Source organism: Bremerella sp. P1 (assembly GCF_028748185.1).
Lineage (GTDB): Bacteria > Planctomycetota > Planctomycetia > Pirellulales > Pirellulaceae > Bremerella.
The window spans coordinates 5474235-5496680 of record NZ_CP118164.1 but is presented as its reverse complement, the minus strand read 5'-3'; the positions used below and the strand labels follow the sequence as shown (position 1 = coordinate 5496680).

The following is a 22446-nucleotide window of genomic DNA, read 5'->3' as shown; positions in this document are numbered from 1 at the left end:
ACGAAGCCACGCTCGCGAAGCGACATGATCGGCAGGTATGGGATTATTCGGGTTGTTCATCCGAGCAAAAGAGGGCACCGGTCTGGGTCACAGATTACCACCCACCGCCTGCGGACCCTTAGACAGACGGAAGCCGAGGGAATACCAAAATTGCACTTCCCTTAGCAAGAGCAGCTTTGCCACCCCCGGCCAGCTAGCAGGCCTACCGAATGGGTGCCTTTTCGTCAGGGGTGATTCCTTCGACCTCAACCGCTTCGACCTCAACCGCTTCGACCTCAACCGCTTCGATCTCGACCTCCGGCGATTCCGGTGCGCGAAGCTTGATCGCTTCAATTTCGGCTTGCCGGCAGTAATCAATCGCTTCACTCAGGATCCGCGCCGCTTCCTGGTCGGCGTGGAACCCTTTGGAATTCTCACTGCTGATAAAGTCGAGCCGCCACATCCCTTTCTTCTGAAGATCTAGAATCGGAGCCAATTGTTCGTCTGTGGCCCCGGCCGCCTTGGCTGCGTTGATAGCGTCGAGCATCGATGTCATCGCGGCGGCCGCTCGTTCCATAAGATCTTGCGTCCTGGCTTGAATGATTTCGACACGTTGCTTGAGTTCCCCTTCGTTCACGTTGTGGCATGTTTGGCACGAGCGGTTAACGCTCAGCATAGGGCTACGAACGTGATGACTGCTGACCTTCATGGCCCCCTTTCGTTCGTAGGGCATATGGCAATCAGCACAGCTCACACCACTACGTGCATGAATTCCCTGACTCCAAAGTTCGAACTCTGGATGCTGTGCCTTGTAGATCTTGGCTCCTGTTTCGCCATGCTTGTAGTCAACGAAATCACTGCCATCAGGGAACTTGTGTTCGTCGTATAGCTGCTCGATTTCCTCGACCTTCAGTCCGTTGCCCCAAGGAAAGAACAGCGTTTCCTTGGTCGTGCAGTAATACTCGACATGGCATTGCGCACAGACGAACGTTCGCATCTCTTGTCGCGATGCATCCAGGTTCGGATCGTAGTCTCGCTCGCGGTTGCCACTTCTCCAACGCTCGATACTTGGCAGATGAACCACCGGATCGTAGCTCTTAGCCAGGGCAGCAATGCCTTGCACGAAGCCTGGACGCGTGACTCGTATGGCCATGGTTTCGGGATCATGACAATCAACACAGCTCACCGGATGGGCCTTGCCCTCGCCGGAAGTCCCATCCGGTGTCTTCATTAGCTCGGCGTGGGCATCGGCGTATTCCATCCTTCCCATCGTTTCGAACCCTTTAATCACGGCAGGCCAGTTGAAATCCTTTGCCAGGTCTTCCGCGGTGACATCCGTTTTGCCTTCTTCCATCAGGCCAATCCGGCGGTAAGTAGGCACGATGGACGCATGACAATGCAGGCAAGCTCCGGCCTGCTTCCGCTCGGTCACGCGTTTGGTGACCTCTTGATCGCTGAGCATGTAGGCATGCCCACGAGCTTCGCGATAGTCGAGACTAAATGCATAGCCGGCATACAATCGCTTGAGCCAGGGATGCGCTTCCAGCTTGCTGGCTGTCAATGCCTCGGAACCGCCGTATTCTGACTCCTCCGAATCAACCGTCAGCAGATAACCGTCATACTGGTCCGGCCAATTGATGCCCCACTTCTCGGGATCGGTCGTCACTTCGTCGACTTCAACCACGCGGACAAAAGGGGCGCGGGCCTCCTGTTTCTTCTCGAAGATATTGGTCAGCAGCGATACCAGCCCAAACGTCACGACGGCGAACAACAGCATCAGCCCGGCCAATGGAAGAAATGACTGCCCACGGTTTGGAATGCTGGAAGTGTTGTCAGAGTTCATGATGCCTACCTATCAACGTGAGTCCGGTTCCAAGGTGGGATAAACCCTCGAATGAAGTGAATGCCCAACGTCCGCATGGCAATGGACACAAGACATCGTCTCGTCGTGCTGGTTCGCAGGCAGCATGTTGTGAACAAAGTCGGAGTGACAATGCAAACAGGCATGCTGAGTTACCCGGCGGTTGCGAGGCTTGATGCGTAAAGGATCGGGATAATCGTTCAACGTAAACGCCAACGAATGAAAGAAGCCGTTGTCTGCTTTGGTGACCCACTTGCCGATCGGATCGTGCGAAAGATGGCAATCATTGCAGACGGCCACGTCATGATGGCTCGATTTCTGCCAGGTATCGAATGGCTCCTGCATCACGTGACAGTTGACGCAGCTCTGAGGGTCGTTGCTGAGGTAGCTCGCCCCTTTTCCATAGCCAAAGGTGAATGTCCCCAGGCCAAGCACCACGCCAAGAAGAATGGCAAAGAAAGAGGAGAAAAGCCCCGCATAGATCTTTGCTTTCGCGTACCAGTTCCTGACCCGTTGAGGGCTTCGCAACCGTGAATTCTCGCGATGAGTCATCCCGACTACTTCCCTTACCAATTCGACCTGGGCTGTTTTACCCGGGTAAGCAAGACGCTTCGCGGACAGGAATCCGCATGGTACCCCTCGCATGGTCAACCAACAAGGAAATTCCGCCATGCAAAGCAACCATTCACACAACCCTAACGAAGGGTCGATGGGCACATACTAGCCAGAAAAGACTCTCAAGATCCAGGTCCCCCCAAAAGACCAGACAAATGAACACTCTTTGCTCACCTGGATGTTTATGTGAAATCCAGCAACACAGACAACTGGTTTGAGCCGGTCCAGAATGCCGTATTGCCTTTCTTTACATTGCCCTAATAGTCCCTTTCTGGCTGGAAGTAAGGAAAATCCTAAAAGCACAAAGAATGATCACACCTGAACACAAAACGACCTATTCTTCCGCATCAACAAACACAAATCGTCTATCTCTGAATTGCCCCCTTAAGAGAGTTTATTCATGTCGACACGATCGTACGCCTCCTTTTTCCTGATCGGCATCGCCTTATTTACGGTTGGCCTGTTCACTCAGGCAACGTTCGCCGATGGCGACGTCATCGCAACTGCCACTGCTACAGATGTTGTTGAAGCCCCCGCCGATGAACACTCGATGGTGGACTATGCCTGGGTGATCTTCGCAGCCTCGCTGGTCATGCTGATGCAGGCCGGGTTCATGTGCCTCGAATCGGGTCTTGCTCGGGCGAAGAACTCGATCAATGTGGCCGTGAAGAACATGGCCGACTTTGTTTTGTCGGTTGCAGGCTTCTGGTTCATTGGCTTCGGCTTGATGTTCGGTACCACTGCCTACGGTTTGTTTGGAACCAGTGACTTTTGCGTCTCCTTCGAGAACGCACCGTGGCTGGCAGTCTTCTTCGTATTCCAGGCAACCTTCTGCGGAACTGCGGCCACGATTGACTCGGGTGCCGTGGCCGAGCGTTCTCGATTTGCGACATACCTGTTCATCTCGTTCGTGACCTCGGTGATCATCTACCCAATTTTTGGCCACTGGGCATGGGGCAGTTTGTATCACGGCGACTCGAGTGGCTGGCTGGAAAACTGGGGCTTCATCGACTTCGCCGGCTCGACCGTGGTGCACTCGGCAGGTGCCTGGGTTGCATTGGCTTCGATCTGGGTCATTGGACCACGCCTTGGCAAGTTCAACGAAGATGGCACCGCCAATCGCTTTCACCCACATAACTTGCCGCTGATGTACCTGGGTACGTTCATCCTGGTCTTCGGCTGGTTCGGATTTAATTGCGGAAGTACGCTCGAAGCCACATCCGACGTCGGCCCTATCGCCATGACGACCATGCTGTCGGCATGCTTCGCGGGTATCAGTTCGACATTTGTCAGTTGGATTTTCGGTAGCGAGAAGCTTCCTCAAGCAGAAGATGTCGCCAACGGCGTCCTCGGCGGACTCGTCGGTATCACGGCCGGTTGTGCCAGCGTTTCGGCTGGCGGAGCTGTCATGATTGGTTTGATGAGCGGCGTGCTCGTTTTTGCTGGTACTCTGTTTATCGAACGTGTTCTCAAGCTCGATGATGTTGTCGGGGCTATCCCAGTCCATGGCTTTTGCGGTGCCTGGGGAACGTTGGCTGTCGGCCTGTTCGCTCGTCCCGATGTCCTGCTCGATTCCGGCATGACCCGATTCGATTTGATCGGTGTTCAGGCAGTCGGTGTCGCGGCCTGCTTCGGCTGGTGCTTTGGTAGTGCGATCATTCTGATCTCGCTTCTGAAGTGCATCACGCCTGTCCGAGTTGATGAGCATGACGAAATCATCGGCCTGAACATTTCGGAACATGGTGCCAAGAGCACGCTGTTTGACCTCGCGGCCACCATGCAAAAGGCCGCCACAGCGGATCACATCGATCAGCGTTTTCGTGTTGAACCTGAAATCGGCACCGAAGCCGGCGACCTGGCTCATGCGTTTAATCACCTGATTGAAGCGATCACCTCCGAGCGTTCGCGAACCGAAGCGGCAGTGGAGTCTCTCGAGCGACAAAAGAGACTGGCCCAGGCAGGCCTGACCAAATACCGCTCTCAGGTCGAAGAAAGCCTGGAATCGATTGACCAGCAGCGAAACTCGTTGCAGTTGATTCTCGAAGGCTCGTCGAGCAATGCTCAGAAGCTGGTGGGTTCGGTTCAACAGATTTTCGACCGGATCGATGGCATGGTGCAGTCGCTCGGCACGATTTCGACCCAGATGCAAGAAGCCGCCTCGCTTGCCGGCCAAGGGGTTGCGACTGCCAACAGCAGTGGTACCACCATGAGCCAGTTGAGCGAATCCTCTCACGAAATCGAGAGCGTGTTGGACATGGTCCGCGAGATCGCCGAGCAAACCAACATGCTGGCCCTCAACGCCACCATCGAAGCCGCCAGGGCAGGCGAAGCGGGCAAAGGCTTCGCCGTCGTTGCCACCGAAGTGAAGCAGCTTGCCAAGGCGTCGTCCGATTCGACTGACCAGATCAGCGGCCGGATCTCGCGAATTCGACAAGATACGCGTCAGGTTTCGTCGAACCTCAGCCAAACGGCCGAAGTGATCGGTCAGGTTTATGCGATGAGTGACGAGATGAATCGCTTCATCCAGACCTCGTCCGCCGATCAACGCAGCTCGGCCGAACAGGTCCGCCAAATCGGAAGCGAAATTGAATCGATGGTCGAAGAGATGCTCGGCGGCATGAAAACCATCCGCGAAGCAAGCGAAACCATCGGCCAGCGAGTGCGGAGCTCTTACCAAGAATTCACCACCGTATTGGACGAAGCCGGACTGGCGTAACACGGCGGTCCGCAGCAAGACAACCAAAAAGCGAGCCTGATTGGGCTCGCTTTTTCTATGCTCTCCCCTCTCTCGGACCACTGCTCTATGCCTGTCAAAGTCGTGCCTGGCAAACACAGTTGTCTTGACGTTTATTGTAGCAACGCCTATCCTGGGGGTATGGGCCAAACTCCGCAGAAGCCTCGATCGCACGCCAATTCCAGGAAGTTCGACTCCTTGGAACAGGAGGTTTTTCTGAACTTATGGCGTACCTATGATCGCCTGAAAGCGTTTGAGGAACAGGTTTTCGGGAATGCAGGCCTTTCCGCCCAGCAATACAATACACTCCGCCTCTTGAAGTCGGTCCATCCAGATTCGATGCCGACGCTGGTGCTTGGATCACGATTGATTTCTCGTGCTCCGGATATGACCCGGCTGTTAGATAAACTCGAACAACGCGGTTTATTGTCACGAGAGAGACGACCTGAGAACCGGCGTGTCGTTGAGGTGACGATCACCCCCCAAGGGTTGGCACTGCTGGAAGAGCTTTCATCAGAAGTTCGCGAGTGTCACCGAAAGCAATTGGGGCATCTCTCTCCGGACGCACTCCGTCAATTGGCCTTGCTGCTGAAAGAAGCACGCGAGCCGCATGAAGATGAAACCAACCTGTCATTGGTCGACGAGTAAACGCGACCTTCATCAGACAAGTAGTTTTGAGCATGATCGATATACAGAACAAGCCACAAGTTGTCGTTATCGGGGGTGGGCCTGCAGGAGCTACGGTCAGCACCCTTCTCGCCCAGCAAGGCATTCGGGTAGAGCTTTTCGAGCGCGAGAAGTTCCCGCGTTTTCACATTGGCGAGTCGCTCATTCCAGAGACATACTGGGTACTTAAACGCTTGAACATGCTTCCTAAGCTGAAGGATAGTCAGTTCATCAAAAAGTACAGCGTTCAGTTCGTCAGCGATTCGGGCAAGCAATCGGCTCCCTTCTACTTCCACGACAACAAAGATCACGATTGTTCGCAGACGTGGCAAGTCCGTCGCAGCGAATTCGATGAGATGATGCTTCGTAACGCTGAAGAACACGGTGTGAAAACGCACGAAGGCGTGCGTGTCATGGACGTGTTGTTCGATGGGGAGCGTGCGACCGGCATTCAGATCATGGATGAAAACGGTGAGAAGCGTGACATTCACGCCGACGTCGTGGTCGATGCGAGTGGGCAAAGCTCGCTATTGATCAACAAGCTGAAGTTGCGAGTTCCCGATCCCTCGCTGAACAAAGGTTCGATCTGGACCTATTACAAAGGTGCCAAACGCGATCCAGGCCGTGACGAAGGAGCAACCACCGTTCTGCAAGTTGAAAACAAGCAGGGTTGGTTCTGGTACATTCCGCTGCACGACGACATGGTCAGCATTGGCGTTGTCGGAGACTTTGATTACTTATTCAAAGGTCGTGGCTCGCACGAACAGGTCTTTGCTGAAGAACTGGAAAAATGTCCCGCCGCCAAGATGCGTGTTGAAGGTGCCGAGCAGGTTACCAAGATCTTCGCGACAAAGGATTTCACCTACAAATCGAAGCAAGCCGCCGGCGATGGCTGGGTATTGATTGGCGATGCTCTCGGTTTCCTCGATCCGCTCTACTCTTCTGGCGTGCTTCTGGCATTGAAGTCAGGCGAGCTGGCCGCCGATGCGATTGTCGAGGGATTGAAGAAAGGTGACACCAGCCGCACCCAGTTGGCCCATTGGGAAAAAGAGTACATGGTGGGCATGGAACGGATGCGAAAGCTGGTTTGCGAATACTACGACGGCTTCAATTTCGGCCGTTTCGTTCGACGCTTCCCCAATCACCGTGGCGACATCACCGACCTGCTGATTGGTGATCTGTTTAAGGACAGTCTCGACCAGGTATTCGAGTCGATCGCGACGATGAAATCTGAGTCGGAAGAGATGGCTCAATAATGTTCGGCTAAGAAAGACGATGGCTAGCCAGTTTTGAGGCCGGCCAGTCCACCATCGACGCCAATCACTTGCCCTGTGATCCAACTATTCTGCGGGTCGACCAGCCAGCTTGTCAGAGACGCGATATCGTCGGGCTTCCCGAGACGCCCGAGCGGATGCAATCCCCTCGATGCATCTGCTGAGCGAGGTCGCGACCAGATCGCTTCTGTGAGGGGTGTTTCGACCAAGCCAGGTGCAATCGCATTTACACGAATATTCTTGCCTGAGTAGGTCGCGGCTGCTGACTTAACCAACCCTTCGACAGCTCCTTTGGCTGCGGCGATCGCTTCATGATTGGGGAGTCCGATCCGTGCGGCCGCGGATGAGAACAGAACGACGCTCCCGCCGGACTCGCGCATCACACCATATGCCGCACGAATGGCTGCGAAGGCGGTGGTGACGTTCAACGCGATGGTCTGATCCAACTCGGTCGATGTTGTGATATGAGCTGGCTTCAACAAGACCGATCCCACGGCGTTGATGATGGCATCGACATGCCCAAACTGCTCCAGAGCCTGCTTCGCGGCCGCATCGACTTGATCGAACTGCGTGGCGTCGGCCACGATATACGGAGCATCAAGTTCACCGGCAAGTGCCTGAAGCTTCTCTTCGCTACGAGACACCAACAACAGGCGATAGCCACGTGAAGCCAGTAGTCGGGCAGTAGCCGAGCCAATCCCACCGGTTGCCCCAATCACCATGGCGACGGGCTTTTCGTTTGTCATCATGAGAACCTTTTCGATCGCAATGAACTTGTTTGCATTCCGCAGCAGAAACCGTATGTTCTGACTACCCACAACGGCGAAATTGATTGGAATCAGCCTCCCTTCTGGTAGATTGACCGGTCCCATAACCGATGCTTTTCCTTCGAGGACCTACCCCATGAAGTTCCTTCGTCTGACGCTATTCCTGCTCCTTGGTTGCCTCCTGATATCCCCCGCCTCAGCGGCCGAACGTCCACCCAACGTGATTCTGGTCTTCATCGACGACATGGGCTGGGGTGACTTCTCGAGCTTCGGCAATCAGGACGCCACCACCGAGAACTGCGATCGGCTGGCGAAAGAAGGCATTCGCTTCACGCAGTTTTATGTCAACTCACCCATCTGCTCGCCTTCGCGGACGGCGATCTCGACGGGACAGTATCCGCAGCGTTGGAAGATCTCGTCCTACCTGGCCCATCGCCAACTGAACAAGCGGCGCGGAATGGCCCAGTGGCTCGATCCTTCCGCCCCCATGCTTGCCGACATGCTTCACGACGCAGGCTACGCGACCGGACACTTCGGCAAGTGGCACATGGGAGGCCAACGTGATGTAGGTGAAGCACCGCTGATCACCGAGTACGGCTTCGATGCTTCGCTGACCAACTTCGAAGGCCTGGGAGATCGCGTCCTGGCCGAGCTTGATGCCTACGACGGAAAGAAGCCACGACTGCACACGCTCGGAAGCGACAAGTTGGGACGCGGTAAGATTACCTGGGAGAAGCGTGACAAGATCACGCAAACGTTCGTCGACGCAACGATCAATTTCATCCAACAAGCTCAAGCCGATGACAAGCCTTTTTATGTGAACGTCTGGCCGGACGATGTCCACTCTCCTTTCTTTCCGCCAAAAGAACGCCGCGGTGATCAGACCAAGCGGCAGCTCTACCTGGGCGTGCTGGAAACGATGGACGAGCAGTTGGGCACGCTCTTCGATTTTATTCGCAGCGATACAAAGCTGCGTGATAACACGCTCATCCTGATGTGCTCTGACAATGGCCCCGAACTGGGCGCCGGCAGTGCAGGGCCTTATCGAGGTCACAAGACCACCCTTTACGAAGGAGGCGTTCGATCGCCGTTAATCGTCTGGGGACCAGGATTGATCGGCGGCGACAAGAGCGGAACGACCAACGAAACATCGGTCTTTGCAGCGTTCGACCTTGTACCGAGTTTGCTTACCATTTGCGGCACCAAAGCGAAGGAAGGCGTTAAGTTCGATGGCGAAGCCTTGCCGGGCGTTCTTCTCGGGAAAGCCGATGCATCGCACTCGACTCCCATCTGTTTTCGCCGTCCGCCTGATCGCCCGGAACTGCAAGGCAAACAGCTTCCTGACCTGGCTGTCCGTGATGGCCAATGGAAGTTGCTTTGCAGCTACGATGGTAGTGACGTCGAGTTGTATGACTTAGCAAAGGACAAGGGAGAGACGACCAACGTCGCCGAGCAAAACCCGGAATTGGTTTCGTCGCTGAAAGAGACCTTGCTCGCGTGGCACAAATCGATGCCGGCCGATAACGGTGGGGACTGGGAACCCAAGTAGTCCCCATGGTGAATATAAAAAAGGGGCGATCAGTCAAACTGATCGCCCCTTTTATTTTTCCGACTTGTCGTCTTGGGTGACGACTAGTTCTCCAGATCCTTGATGCGGAGCTTCATTTCGTCCGAGTTACCGACCAGCTCCGGAGCGTACATGGCCTGGGCAACGGCTGGCAAGGCACTAAACTTGCCGGGAATCTCGGCCCGCAAGCGGTAAGTCAGCGTATGCTTGCCACGTGGAAGCTGCCGCACGAAGAAGGTGACCTTCTCGTCACGCAGTTCCATGTAGGCCCCCAGCGAATTGCCGTTGTAGCCACTTCGCAGATCGACCGGCTCGCAACCAGCGGCCTTTTTGTCCTCGAACATCACGTACTCGTAGTCGTTCTTGCTCTCAATCACGAGGTCGATTTCGATCAGATCGCCACTGGTAACTTGCGACTCGTTTTCCAAGAGGGTTCGCTTGTACTTTACGACCTTTTCTTTCAAAGCCTGACCGCGTGCTCCGACCGCTTTGGCGGTCGCGTCTTCGTCGCGATCCAAGCGGTAGAAGCGTCGTTCGACTTTGACTTCCAGGCCAGCCTTGGTGATGAAGTCCTCCAGCGTGAAGTTGGTCAGGTAGGCACTGTAGTACACCGGACCGTCACCCTTACGGCGGACTTCCACCTTGTGATCGCCATCGGTGATCTGCATGCCGGTGAGTTCAACCGTGTTGTCCACCGTGAAGAGATTCTCCTTAGTGAATTCGGTTTCGGCCTTCTTCTCCCCATCGATGAAGATCTCGACGGTCATCTCTGGATTCAACTCATCCGTTGCCCGCAGGTAATCGGCCATCGCTTCGACACAAAGTGCCGTGTCGCGAGTCGACTTCCAGTAGGTGGCATGCTTACGGTTGTTTAGCAGGTACTTCACCAACCGCCGGGCAGTCACGTTATCGGCATCGGTCGCTGCCAACAGCTTCAAGTAGTAAGCATTGGCTTCGATCGCATCGCCGTACCAGTACCACCAGGCACTATCGGCTGGCGTCTTCAGGTAAGCCGTTTCGTTTTCCTCATCGGTTACCAGGTACTGATCCAGATTGCGGCGGAGCATTGCCAACTTCTCGGCATCACCCACTTGATGCAATGCCAATGCGAACAGGGCCTTGCCGTACACCGACAGGTTCGTTCGGTCACGGTAGAGGAAGCCTCGCATGGCGTTGTTATCGTGATCCAATTCCGCGAGAACGGCATAGATCACCGCGTCGAGGTTGTCCGCTTTGGACTTCCAAGGTTTCTTCTTTTCGTCGGCATTTTGCAGCTTCTGAACTTCCTGTTTCTGGTAGTTGATCAGCCACTGCTTGCCACGCTCGATCACGTCCGGCACTACGGCGGCACCATTGCGTTCCGCGATCACCAAACCACGAACGACCACCGCCGTCGTGTGCGGGTAGCTGCGTTCATGATAGCCAGAGAACCAGCCCCAACCGCCGTCCGAGTTTTGCATCTCAGTCAGCTTCTGGACGCCGCTCTTGACCATCTTTTCAAGTTCCGCGTCATCGAAGACGGGGTTCTTCAACGTGCCGTCCCACTTGGCATTCCAGCGAGCGTTCCGCTCACCCGGATCGCCAATTTCCTGGGCGTTCAGATTATTCTGATGTTCAGCGATCGATTTCAGATCGATTCCCATTTCGCCCAGCACCTTACGGGTAATGACCGTTGGCACGAAGCGATTGAGAGTCTGCTCGGTGCAGCCGTAGGGGTAATCGATCATGTACGGAAGTGCTTCCACCATCGCACCGGCCAAGCTTGGCGAGTAGCGAATGATCAGACGCGAATCTTCCGGTCGACGATCTTCGGGCACATGGATGGTGATGCCTTGCGAGTTCTGCTCCGGCTGCACGGTGCCTGCCCATGACTCGGTCTTGAGCATACCGTGAACGTAAACCGGGAAGCTTTGCTGCATGGCGTCCGATTCTTCATCGGTCAGCGCCTTCATGGTGATGGTCGCTTCCCCTTCCTGGGTCACTTTCACCGTCCAATCAACGCGAACTTCTCCACCAGCGGGAATGGTTACCTTCTGCGTCAGCGGCGTCTCACTCGACATCAATCCAGTCGGAATGTCCAGCGAAACCACAGCCGACTTTTCGGTCTCTAGGTAGTTATGAACATTGGCCGACAGGACCACCTCGTCCTTCTGCACGAAGAAGCGAGGAGCCTGAAGGCGAACGATCAGGTTCTTACGTGTGACCACTTCAGTTTCGGCCGAGGCGACTTTCGTTCCTTGTCCCATCGCCCACGTACGAATCATCCAAGAGGTCAGGTTCTCGGGCAAGTCGAGCTTGAACTCTGCCTCACCCTTCTCGTTGGTCTCGACACTGCCAACCCACAACGCGGTATCGGCAAAGTTCGACCGCACGGTCGGCTCGACCAGATCGGTCTGTCCCTGGGCGGCTTGCTGCTTGTCTGAGCCGAGCATAGCCTTCTCTTCCATCGCCATCGGAGCCGCGGCTGACATCGGCATGGCATCGGCCACAGCGTTTTTCGACATCATGCCACGAGTCCGCGATTGGAGCATCCCGCTACTGCGATCTCCAAATGCCGCACCGGCTCCATCCATTTCCATGCCTTCTGCTAAGGCGAACTCATCCGCCACGCTGCGGCCAAACGCGCCCAAGTACTGCAGAGCCAACTGCCCCTTCGGAGTCAGGTTATAGCTGTACAGATTCAGACTGTGTTCCGTTTGCGGGTGATGGTGGCGACGCCACTTCCAGAAGAATTCCTTAATGTCCTGCACATTCGACCCGCCGCTGATGTATTCAACCGACTTGTCGTACATGGTAAGAACGGCCGATCCGACGAATGGCTCGCCTGTGTGATCGGTCAGTTTGATCTTAATCTTGCCCTGGCTGCCTGGCAGATACTCGGTTGCGTCGGTTTCGACTTGCAGGTCCAGCACGCGCGTTTCTGGCGGCACAACGATCTCCTTCGCCTCGTCATGCACGCGGGCATCGGCGATCGTCAGAGCTTCGACAAAGAAATTGGGCATATCCTTCTTGAGGACGGCAATCTCATGCACGGTGCTCTTGCCCGTCAGACGAACCACCTTCGGTGGCAAGTAAACACTGTTCGACGGACGCACGAAGAGCAACACCGTGCTACCGACTCGGTTGGTGTTGATCTGCAGCTTAACCGTATCGCCGGCCTCGTATTCCTTCTTGTCAGGAATCAGTTCCAGGTCGTTGAAGCGATACTCTGATCCATCGAAACCTTGTCCGCGAATGGTGAAGATGTAACCACCTTCCTGCGTATGACCGGCCTGGTCGGTAAGTGTGAGACTTAACCGGTATTGCCCAGCGGCTGAGGCTTTCATGGTTTGGGAAACACTTCCCTCCCCTTTCATCTCGACGGGCCACTCCTGAACTACCGTCTCGATCGGCTCCTTCTTTTCGTCGTAGGTGATCTTGAGAAGTTTCAGCGTTCCCTTACCAGCAACGTCCCGGGCATCAAGCGTTTGGGCCAGGAAATGGGCGTGAATCGTATCGCCGACATCGTAGTAACCGCGATCAACCCACGTATAAACCTTGAACGGCTCGCGTGCTACCAAGACCTTGCCGCTACCGACAATCGTGCGTCGCGATTGATCGCGAACTTCTGCCGTGATGGTGTACTGATGGTCTTCGTTGCCATGCAATGCTTTGGCTAGGGCCGTATCGATTTCGACATCGACGGTACCGTCTTCGCCAATCTTGACTTCCTGCTCCAGGACAAGCTCGGGAGGATTATGCGACCACCCAATCCAGAATGGAGCTGGGCGAACGCATCCCACCCACTTGTGATAGCCGGGATACCAGGCATAGTCGTAAGCGAACCACCAGTAGCCATTGCCAAAGCACCAGTCCCAGCGAGCTGTCGGGTACCAATGGCGGTTGTACGGTGAACGCTCGACCTTGTACTTGACCGTGGCATTGGTAACCGGCGAACCGAAGTAGTACTTGGCGTTGATCTTGGCCGTGATCGTCTCGCCTAGTTCAACCGGCTTCTCGGGGGCATCAATCGTGACCTCAAATTCCGGCTTCTTGTATTCTTCGATCCGGAACTGAATGTTGCCGTGGTTCGTGTAGAGGTTGTACTGTCCCAGCTTCGCGTCGGAAGGAATCTCCCACGTGCCGTCCATACCGCCGTACTCGTCCGCGGTGAACTGCTTATTGAAGATCTCGTTTCCTTGCGGATCGCGTAACTGGATGTTAAACGACTGACCGGCGAACTGGCTGACGTCGGCCTGATCGTATTGCGAACGCCGTGTCCAGAACTTGAACTTCATCGTTTGATTCGGTCGATAGACCGGCCGATCGGTGATCCCGTAGCTGCGTACCTGGTTGTAGGTCGCATCGTGTCGGCGGCCGTACCAGATGTGCTGAAAGCCCAGAAACGCGAAGCGTCCTTTGTCGGTCCGGGCCATGACCAGCCATTGATACTGATGCGTCAGCGGGTTGTCGGCCAAAATAACCTGGCCGTCCGCATCGGTGAATTCGGCGAAGTTCTTCGTCAAGATATTGAAGCGGTTCTGATTGCGAATCTGTTCGACCTTGTAGCCGAAGTACTCGACATTGGCCTTTTCGATCGGCTTACCACTGACCGCATCGGCGACATAGTAATACTTTTTCTGGTCCAACTGCTTGCTGACGATCACCGTGTCGGCAACCCAGACAACCACCTTGCAGACGTTGCCGTCCTTCATCTTGGCCGTCACCATGTACGCGCCGGCATTGTTTAGCGGAGCGTGCACATCGATGCGTTGATCGAGGTGGCCAGGACGAGGATTCAGCTTCTCCGACCATTTGGCGACTTGATCTCCAAGATAGACGTCGCCGCCATCCTGAAAGAGAATCTTCTCACCCACCTGTTGGAATTGAACCTTCTGATAATCGATCCGGCCAGGGTTCGATTTCAGGTACTTCTTCACGTCCGCAATCAACTGCTCGATCTTGATGGCATGGGCCGTGAACTCGACTTCGGTTCCATTGCGGAACAGGTACTGCAGCGTCGCTCCTTGGCCAGCCGCATTGACCTGGCCTCCCTGGAACTGCCCCAGGTTGTTCACGATCTGCTCGAGTCGCTTGCGGCGATAGTTATTCGAGCCTGGACCTACGTCGGCAATGGCATCCTTCCAAGTCTGGGCCGCTTTGGGGTAATGTCGACGATTCTCGAAGACAGATGCCAACTGATCGTAGGCAGACCCACGCTGCGAATCCTTTTCCTGAATCAAATCTTGCCAGATCTTGATGTGATTGAACTCGTCCGGCAGCTTGAAGCGTTTGATCCCTGTTGCCAGGCGGGCAATGGTTTCGTTATCCGCCAATGTGCTCAGCTGCAAGAGATGAGGAGTTTCATTCTCGTCATCGTCATTGCGCGGGGCGAAGAACCACTGGTACTGCTGAAGCGTTTGGACACCGAACTGCGAGTTTAGAAAGCTGGCCCAGCGTAGTTTGACCTGGCCGGTACGATTTGCATCGTACTCCGCCACTTGCTCCATGGCCCAGCGCATCCGTTCGCCATCGTTTTTGGCATCGTCCCACGACTTGGGAACGTGGTAGTAAATCGGGTTGCCCTCTTCATCGACCGGGGCTCCCTGATTCGACCCGCCATAGTTGTAGCTTTCGTCGTAGTCAGGCAGCGTTTCGATGTCGGTCAGATATTGCAGCTGCCAGGCACCACGACCATAGCGGTTATTGAGAAAGAAATTCGCAACGTCCTGAAAGAGGTTGGCCATGTCTGGCTCGGCATCTTTCGTCTGCGCGACTTTCATCGCGTCGACATATAGCTGCAAGGCCCGCGTGTAATCGCGGTCGATGCTGTTCACTCGCTTACCACCACCGCGGACAGGGCCTCGCTGATACTCGTTGTCGTTGATCGCTCCCCAGTGATTCAGACTTTGATATTGGGTTGCGATTGCTTGGAGAACGCGCCACTCATCTTTCTGAGCCTCGACGGCTTTCTCCAAAAATGCATCGACTTCGGCATAGCGAGCCAGCCGCTGCAGCGATTGAATGGGTACGTAGATCAAACGAGCAAGCTCTTTCGGATCTTGCTGTGGATCAACGAAAAGCTTCTCGGCAGCTTCGTAGGCTTCTTTGTAATTTCCCTGCTTGTATAGCTCTTCCATTTTTTTCAAGTCAGGTGTGGGCCCTTGGGCCGTAGTAACGTGCGATCCGATCCAGACTGTCATCATTGCAGCACAACTGCAAAGAATGGCTAAGGGGACGGTGCGTTGGAGCGAAAAGATCATAATGGGTGCCCTCTCCGAGGTATCTGCGACATTCCGTGGGGTGAAAAGCTAATTGTCTTGCTCAGGTGTAGACGATCTAAAGCCCTCATGCGATTTCAGTTAAACACGAATTGCTCAGACTTTTCTACGACTGACATTTTATGAAGTTTTCTAGATTTCGCCCTTACAAAAATAAGTTTGCCCAGATGTCCAAGATCTTGCGTCGCGACGTTAACATAGGGGGAGTAACATCTCTTTCCACGTGCTTCGATCTCGCTACAATTGGGGCAACTCACCCCCCTGACAATGAATTATCCCCCCATCGTTGTCGATACAACCGATTTACGAAACAAAATCGGTCGCTTCCTCGTCGTACTATCAGAGGCGAAACCCAGTCCTAGTAGGGCATTTAGGCGAAACGGCAACTAGCCTTGAAGTAAACATTACGTACTCGCGAGTTTCGAGGAATGACTCAAGCAACCAATCCCTACCAAATGTGGTTGGGTCTCAACGTCACCGGTCGCCCCGACTGCTATACGCTGCTGGGATTACCAATGTACGAGACCGACACCGGCAAAATCATGGTTGCCGCGCAGAATGCCATGTCGCGCGCCTCGATTCCGATGGCCCCAGCCGATGAGCCACTCCGCCAGACATTGATTTCCGAAATCCAATTGGCCCAAAACTGCCTGTTGGATCCGGCCCAGAAACAAGCCTACGACCAACAGCTACAAGCCTACTTCAGTAGCCAGACCGCTCCGGTTGCGGCTGCCCAGCCTGCTACGGCCGCTCCGGTTCAAGCCGCTGCTCCAGTCAGCCCGGCTGCCACGGCATCTTCCGATTCAAGTGGCGATATCCAGCTGAAATCGAAGAAGCCATCCGCCGCATCGTCTGCCAAAAGCCGTGCTAAGAATTCGGCATTCGGTTTGTACATGAGCGGAGCCGCAATTCTACTATTGGCCGCAGTTGCCGGTGGCGCTTACTTCATCTTCACCGAGCCTGCGGACGAGCCCGTCGCTCAAAACGATCCTGAGCCGAAAGTACCGACGCCGCAGCCCCCTGTCGAGAAAGAAGACGAAGAGCCGGAAAAGGGCAGGAACACGCCTCCTGGTCCCAAGTCGGGCAAACGTCCGACCTCCAACGATCTGGCCAGTTCGATCCCTGGCCTAGGCGATCCTGAAGAAACGATGGCTGGCATGCCAGCGATGGACACCAAGCCGCCAGAACCCATGGCCACCGCCGAGGATCAAGCAGAGCTAAAGACGGCGATCGAAACGGCCTGGGTTGGGATCAGTGAAAACGACTTCGCCAAGTCATCGATTGCGTTGGACGAGGTTCGCAAGCTTCCGAAAACGCCTGAAGGCAAGACCGACTTCGATCGCATCGATCAGTTCGTGCAGGACCTGATGGCCTACAACAAAGCGCTCAATGACGGCACCGCATCGCTTCGTGAAAACGAAGAGCTCACCGTCGGCAGCACGTCCTTCACGGTTACTACGATCGATGACAATCGTGTTGTCATTCGCTTCGCAGGTCAAAACAAAGGATACGAACGCGGCCAACTCCCCGATGGCTTCCAGCGTGCAATTGCCATTAGCCGCTTGAAGGGTGAAGACACCGTGAAACAACGCGTGGAGGCTTCCTACCTCTTGCTCTCGCCTAAGGCCGATATCGAGTTCGTCCGCGACTTGTGGACCCAATCGGGTGCCGATGGTGGGGCGCTCGCTGCTTTGGAAGCGGGCAAGAAGAAGTACCTCGGCGGCAGCATGATGGCTTCCAATACATCGCCCAAGCCGACTGAGATGACCTCAACGCCAACCGACACCAACACCATGACCCCCATGGAGAACACTGGCTCGATGCCGGCGGATTCGACGGCCAATGTCGATCAACTAACCGGCCTAATGAAACAGGCCCGCCAGCAGATCATCGACCGCAGCGCTGCCACGGCCCAACAACTGATCGCTCAGGCGGCTCCGCTGGTTACGGCTCCGAAGCACCAAGATAAGCTCGACCACCTGAAGGAAGTGGCTGACTTGAATCAGCAGTTCTGGCAAGCCGTTTCGTCACGACTTACCAAGCTTCCGCCTGACTCTGACCTCGACGTGAACGGCACGATGATTCGTGTTGTCGAGTCGGATGCGAATCGTCTCGTAATTCGGATGGATGGTGAGAACCGCCGTTACACGCTCGCCGATATTCCTGCCGGCTTGGCCAAGTTCCTTGCCGAACAAGAACTGCCCACTCAGGCCGAAACGAAGAAGATCATCGGTGCGTTCCTATTGATGACCCCCGATGGTGGACCAGAGCGGGCACGTGAAGAGTTGGCGACTGCCTTTCTGCCGGACGAAGAAATAAACAACCTGGTCGCTGTGCTTACCGATCCCTACAAGCTTGCGGATGACCTGATCGAGCAAGCAACGATTCCGACCGAAGCAGATATCTCGGCCCCGGCGGCTGCCTTCCAGGAGAAATGGAACTCGCGGATTCAGTCAGCGCAGCGTCTTGATGATCATGCCAAAATCGGGCAAGAGATGGCCGCTGCCGCGATGGCGATGCCCAATGGTTCGCCGCAGCAGTTCGCTGGCTTCCGCTATGCCTTGGCCGAATCGGCTCGCGGAGGTGACTTTGCCACTTGCTCGCAAATCATCCACGACTGGCATACTCGTTTCGCCATCGACGAGGGGGAATGGCACCTCAAAGCCATGCAGCTAGCAGCAGGGTCGAGCATGTCCTCGAAGGTCCATGCCGCGATCGCCCAACACGCTATCAAGCACGTACCGCTGCTGGAAGCAGATGGTCAAGAAAAGGCCGCTATCGCCATGACGACGCTAGCAGAAGACTCGGCAACCAAGGCCCGTGACAAAGACTTGGTAGAAGCGGTAAAGCAGCTGAGCTCAACCCCCTAATTTGGACCGTCTTTTAAGGCCAAATTCTTGGGGAATCGATCGCGGAACATGAAGCTTCGTATTAAGCATTTCCGATTATTCTAAAAGCTACGTGCGCACTTAGTTAGCTAAGACTCTCCCCAACGCCCTGCCGAAAAGTGATATCAGGGGATGCAGTGCACGCAACCCCAGTAGTTCTAGCCATCGGAGGGCCGGAACGCGATCGATCGACGGGAAGGATACCCGAATGCCCGCAGCCAAAAAATTGACCTCCCAATTGGCGGTTTTGACCCTCGGTCTGAGCCTGGTCAGCGCGCTGTGGTTCTGGGGTGCGGCCCCGACAACCGTGGAAGCAATTCCCCATCTGATTTCGCAGCCTCATCCCTACGATGTCGATTGGCCCGAAGTCTATATGACCCTGGCCAACAAGTGTGCCGGATGCCATCGCCCTAACACAAAGCGGGTCGACCTGAGCACCTACGAGGCCCTGCTCGCCGGCAAGTCAGGCAACGATCGCCTTGTCATTCCAGGCAACCCGAAAGACTCGGCACTGCTGATGTACATCGAATGGGACGAACACGCCCAGCCTGGATCTGGCATGCCGCGTACGCCGGAAATGCCACCAGACAAGATGGAGTGGCTTACCCCAGGTCAGCAGGAAGCAATCTACCGCTGGATCGAAAACGGTGCCCTGGAATACGCACTGCCTGAGAACTGCAATATCACTCCGCTGACCGAGATGGAATTTCCATCGGCCAAGCAGTGTCAGACCTGCCATCCGAAACAGTACGACGAATGGTCCCGTTCGATGCACGCCTATGCCCAGCATAGCCCTGTGTTTGAGGCCTTCAACTTGACCCTCATGGAACGCACCCAAGGAACGCAAGGAACCTTCTGCACACGCTGCCATACGCCGGTCGGTACGGCACTGGGCGAGAATGGCAACCGCCGCAACGTCCACCGTTCGCGGGTCTCGATGGAAGGGGTTACCTGTGTCTCTTGCCACCGCCGCAGCACCAAGCACTACAAGTCGAGCGGGCGTGTCCCGATCGAACCCGGCAAGTTAGAAGACGTGTGCATGTATGGTCCCTTCGACGATGCCACCGGCGGCGAAGCGATGGCAACACACGAATCAAAAGGCCTTCCCTACATCAAGACTTCGCAGTTCTGCGGCGAATGCCACGACGTGACCAACCCACAAGGCGTCCGTCTTGAAGAAGCGTTCAGCGAGTGGCAAAACAGCCCGGCGGCCAAGCAAGGGATTACCTGCCAACAGTGCCACATGGGTCCCGTACAAGGCGTTCCGTTCAAAGACTGCGAACGCCCCTTGGGACGAGCAGCCGTGGTGCCAGACGTACCGGAAGAACAGATCCCCCTTCGCCCACTCACCGATCACACCTTCGCCGGTCCTGATTACTCTCTGCTTCCCGATACCGAGTTCCCTGAGAAGCTCGACTGGATGTACGAGGTCGATTACCGTGACTGGAATTCACTGACGGAATACCAAAAGGAAACGCTCACGGAGCTTCGCAAGAAGAACCGTCACAGCAATCGCATCGCCGCCCAAAAGCGATACGAAGTGCTGTCCCAGGCAGCGGACCTTTACGTGAGTGCTCCGGAAACAGCCGGTTGTGGCGACAAGGTTCATATCAACGTCGAAGTGAAGAGCAAGCTGTCCGGGCACAGCTTCCCCACCGGTTTTACCGCCGAACGCCAGGCTTGGGTTTCAGTCCTGGTGCATGACGAACAAGGACGGATTGTCTTCACCTCGGGCGACCTCGATGACAACGGCGACCTGCGCGACGAACATAGCCACGCCGTCCTGGCCGGCAAGATTCCATACGATAAGCACTTGCTCAACTTCCAAAACAAGTTCACAGCACTCACGTCCGAAGGCACGGATCGCTCGGTGGTTCTCTCGGTGAATCGCCACCTGAATCCCCTCAGCTTCGTGCGTCCTGCCGATGGCATCTCCGCCTCGTTCGGCCGACCTCCGGTATTCCGAATCGCCAAGGGAAGCCTGGCTCCCCTTTCCAAGCAAGGGCGAACCTATCCCGTACACCTGCCTAAGCAGCCAGGAACGTACCGCGTGACGGCCCGTCTCAACTTCCGTCACCTTCCTCCAACACTTCTAGATCGCATCGGTACGCCTCACTTGAAGCATCTGCTCGAGGTGGTCGTCCTGCAAGAATGGTGTGGCACCATCGAGGTCACTCCATGACGTCGCATGTGCAATCCAAACTTCGACATCTCTTCGCTTCGGCGTGGTGCTCGGCAATTCTTTGCTGTGGCTCGGTCGTGCTGGGAGAGGACTCGCTCTTTGGAGAGCCGCCGATTCCTGGCCAGTCGAGCGACAGGCCCATTCGGTTAACGATTCCTGAGATGAAGCATGCCAGCTTTGCGCCCATGCACGAGTCACTGCTACCTCCGCTGTCCGAAGCGATCGAGACACCTCAGGAATTGCCGCACCTGTTGCCCCTTGCCACACCAGATAATCCTCAGAGCAAGGCCTGGGAAGACGAGCCACTCCCATCACTGGATGAAGAACTGTGGCAACATGGCGGCTCGTACATCTACGCACCAGAAGGGGACCGCCTGGGCTTTCCTTGCAAGGATGAGCACACCGACTACGAAATGCTGCGGCTACCGGAAGATTACATCGATCCCGAACCCTTCACGCTATTCACACAGTTCGAAGGGGAAGGACCGATCAAGCAGTATTCGCTGGACTGGTTTGGGCCAGGTGCCTACAACTGGGAACCGCGCTTTGTCGCCTACGGTGGTTACCAAGCCAGTGCCATTGCATACAAGCAGGGCAATACGCGTAGCGATGGTCTGGGGCATCAGTTGCTGGTCGACTTGGACTTGCGTCTAACCGGGACCGAACGCTTTCACGTGCAGTTCCGTCCCATCGGCAAAGACAACACCGGCGGTTCGTACTACCGCTTCAGCGATCCGGCTGGGTACATCGATAACAGCACCGGTGTGCCTCAGCGATTCTGGTTTGAAGGAGAACTGCACAGCATGTTCTCTGGCTTCATGAGTCCATTCGCTGTCCGCGACGTGCACATGGTTGGCGGCAAGTTTCCGTTCCAGCTGCACAACCAACTGTTGATGAACGACGAACTCCTGGGGACCGTCATCAACAAGAATACGCTCTTTGTTGGCAACACCAGCAACATCAACATCCAGGCCATTTACGCGGCCAGCGATGTCGACAATGTCGCCGACGACAATAGCCGGATGTATGGAACGAATTTCAGCATCGATTACGAGCGGGTCTTCTACGAAGCGTCCTACCTGTTTGTCGAAACGCCCGATGCGCCTGGTCGCGACCAGCATTTCGCGGCGGTCAGTCGCACCAAGTTCCACGGCCGGTTCAACTATGCCACGCGGGCCCTGTTCAAATTCGGGGACGAAGCTGGTACCGGCTCAGGCGAGTTGTTTGTCTTGGAATCGAACTACACCCTTCTCATGCCTGCCCATCCGCTAGGCATCGAGTTTGGGGTGGCCTACTGCAATGTCTTCTATGCAACGGACGGCTGGAACTCAGCCGGTGGTGGCAATTTCAATCGTCTACGGGCCGCATTCGACGTGAATCCCCTGGTGGCGATTTCTTCTGGTAGTAGCCTCGGCGAGAACTACGGGGCTTCGCTGGGCATTCAGTTGTTCCGACACCACGAAGACGAGTCGATCGCCCCAGAAATCGCCTTCCAATCGCCCAACGGCGACTTGGTCTACGGGTTTGGCCTTCGCTACCAGCGAAAGACAAGCAAACGAACTTTCTTCGAAGTCTTGGGGATCGTGAATCTCTCTGACACCGAGTCGCTACGCCGCGATGGCGTGTTCGTCTCGGAAACGATTCTCTTCTAAG

The 22446-nt window shown here is 55.5% G+C and carries 11 protein-coding genes; 7 read left to right on the top strand and 4 right to left on the bottom strand.

Annotated features, from left to right (window positions below; genetic code table 11):
• Positions 1-202 precede the first annotated feature (202 nt).
• Both PSR63_RS22780 and nrfH read right to left on the bottom strand, forming a co-directional pair.
• Complete coding sequence (locus PSR63_RS22780; protein WP_274327976.1) at positions 203-1822, bottom strand: ammonia-forming cytochrome c nitrite reductase subunit c552; 1620 nt, start codon at positions 1820-1822, stop codon at positions 203-205.
• A gap of 12 nt (positions 1823-1834) precedes the next feature.
• Entirely contained in the window at positions 1835-2392 is a 558-nt protein-coding gene (gene nrfH / locus PSR63_RS22775) for a cytochrome c nitrite reductase small subunit (protein WP_274327975.1), read from the bottom strand.
• A 463-nt stretch (positions 2393-2855) separates the two neighbouring features.
• Between nrfH and amt the strand changes: the two genes are divergently transcribed.
• The 3 genes from amt (at position 2856) to PSR63_RS22760 (ending at position 7111) form a co-directional block, all read left to right on the top strand.
• Complete coding sequence (gene amt / locus PSR63_RS22770; protein WP_274327974.1) at positions 2856-5171, top strand: ammonium transporter; 2316 nt, start codon at positions 2856-2858, stop codon at positions 5169-5171.
• Between the two features lie 216 nt (positions 5172-5387).
• Positions 5388-5837 (top strand): MarR family winged helix-turn-helix transcriptional regulator, encoded by a 450-nt coding sequence (locus PSR63_RS22765; protein WP_274327973.1) that lies wholly within the window; start codon positions 5388-5390, stop codon positions 5835-5837.
• 32 nt (positions 5838-5869) lie between these two features.
• On the top strand, positions 5870-7111 hold the full coding sequence (locus PSR63_RS22760; protein WP_274327972.1) for an NAD(P)/FAD-dependent oxidoreductase: 1242 nt from the start codon (positions 5870-5872) through the stop codon (positions 7109-7111).
• Positions 7112-7134: 23 nt separating this feature from the next.
• Here the strand turns inward: PSR63_RS22760 and PSR63_RS22755 are convergent, their stop codons facing one another.
• Positions 7135-8001 carry an SDR family NAD(P)-dependent oxidoreductase gene (locus PSR63_RS22755; RefSeq protein ID WP_274327971.1) on the bottom strand — a complete coding sequence of 289 codons (867 nt, stop codon included), beginning with the start codon at positions 7999-8001 and terminating at the stop codon, positions 7135-7137.
• A 31-nt stretch (positions 8002-8032) separates the two neighbouring features.
• Between PSR63_RS22755 and PSR63_RS22750 the strand changes: the two genes are divergently transcribed.
• Complete coding sequence (locus PSR63_RS22750; RefSeq protein WP_274327970.1) at positions 8033-9445, top strand: sulfatase-like hydrolase/transferase; 1413 nt, start codon at positions 8033-8035, stop codon at positions 9443-9445.
• 83 nt (positions 9446-9528) lie between these two features.
• On the opposite strand, the gene PSR63_RS22745 is transcribed toward PSR63_RS22750, so the two are convergent.
• Entirely contained in the window at positions 9529-15582 is a 6054-nt protein-coding gene (locus tag PSR63_RS22745) for an alpha-2-macroglobulin family protein (protein WP_274327969.1), read from the bottom strand.
• Between the two features lie 569 nt (positions 15583-16151).
• On the opposite strand from PSR63_RS22745, the gene PSR63_RS22740 reads away from it, so the two are divergent.
• From PSR63_RS22740 to PSR63_RS22730, 3 genes are all read left to right on the top strand, one after another.
• Positions 16152-18593 carry a hypothetical protein gene (locus tag PSR63_RS22740; protein WP_274327968.1) on the top strand — a complete coding sequence of 814 codons (2442 nt, stop codon included), beginning with the start codon at positions 16152-16154 and terminating at the stop codon, positions 18591-18593.
• A 226-nt stretch (positions 18594-18819) separates the two neighbouring features.
• Entirely contained in the window at positions 18820-20793 is a 1974-nt protein-coding gene (locus PSR63_RS22735) for a multiheme c-type cytochrome (RefSeq protein ID WP_274327967.1), read from the top strand.
• On the top strand, positions 20790-22445 hold the full coding sequence (locus PSR63_RS22730) for a hypothetical protein (protein WP_274327966.1): 1656 nt from the start codon (positions 20790-20792) through the stop codon (positions 22443-22445). The genes PSR63_RS22735 and PSR63_RS22730 overlap by 4 nt, the downstream gene beginning before the upstream one ends.
• Position 22446: the final 1 nt, after the last annotated feature.

Excerpts from the sequence above, each read along its gene's own strand:
- PSR63_RS22740 (WP_274327968.1), top strand. The coding sequence starts at position 16,152 with ATGACTCAAGCAACCAATCCCTACCAAATGTGGTTGGGTCTCAACGTC.
- PSR63_RS22730 (WP_274327966.1), top strand. The coding sequence starts at position 20,790 with ATGACGTCGCATGTGCAATCCAAACTTCGACATCTCTTCGCTTCGGCG.
- PSR63_RS22750 (WP_274327970.1), top strand. The coding sequence starts at position 8,033 with ATGAAGTTCCTTCGTCTGACGCTATTCCTGCTCCTTGGTTGCCTCCTG.
- amt (WP_274327974.1), top strand. The coding sequence starts at position 2,856 with ATGTCGACACGATCGTACGCCTCCTTTTTCCTGATCGGCATCGCCTTA.
- PSR63_RS22745 (WP_274327969.1), bottom strand. The coding sequence starts at position 15,582 with ATGGAAGAGCTATACAAGCAGGGAAATTACAAAGAAGCCTACGAAGCT.
- nrfH (WP_274327975.1), bottom strand. The coding sequence starts at position 2,392 with ATGACTCATCGCGAGAATTCACGGTTGCGAAGCCCTCAACGGGTCAGG.
- PSR63_RS22735 (WP_274327967.1), top strand. The coding sequence starts at position 18,820 with ATGCCCGCAGCCAAAAAATTGACCTCCCAATTGGCGGTTTTGACCCTC.
- PSR63_RS22760 (WP_274327972.1), top strand. The coding sequence starts at position 5,870 with ATGATCGATATACAGAACAAGCCACAAGTTGTCGTTATCGGGGGTGGG.
- PSR63_RS22780 (WP_274327976.1), bottom strand. The coding sequence starts at position 1,822 with ATGAACTCTGACAACACTTCCAGCATTCCAAACCGTGGGCAGTCATTT.
- PSR63_RS22755 (WP_274327971.1), bottom strand. The coding sequence starts at position 8,001 with ATGGGACCGGTCAATCTACCAGAAGGGAGGCTGATTCCAATCAATTTC.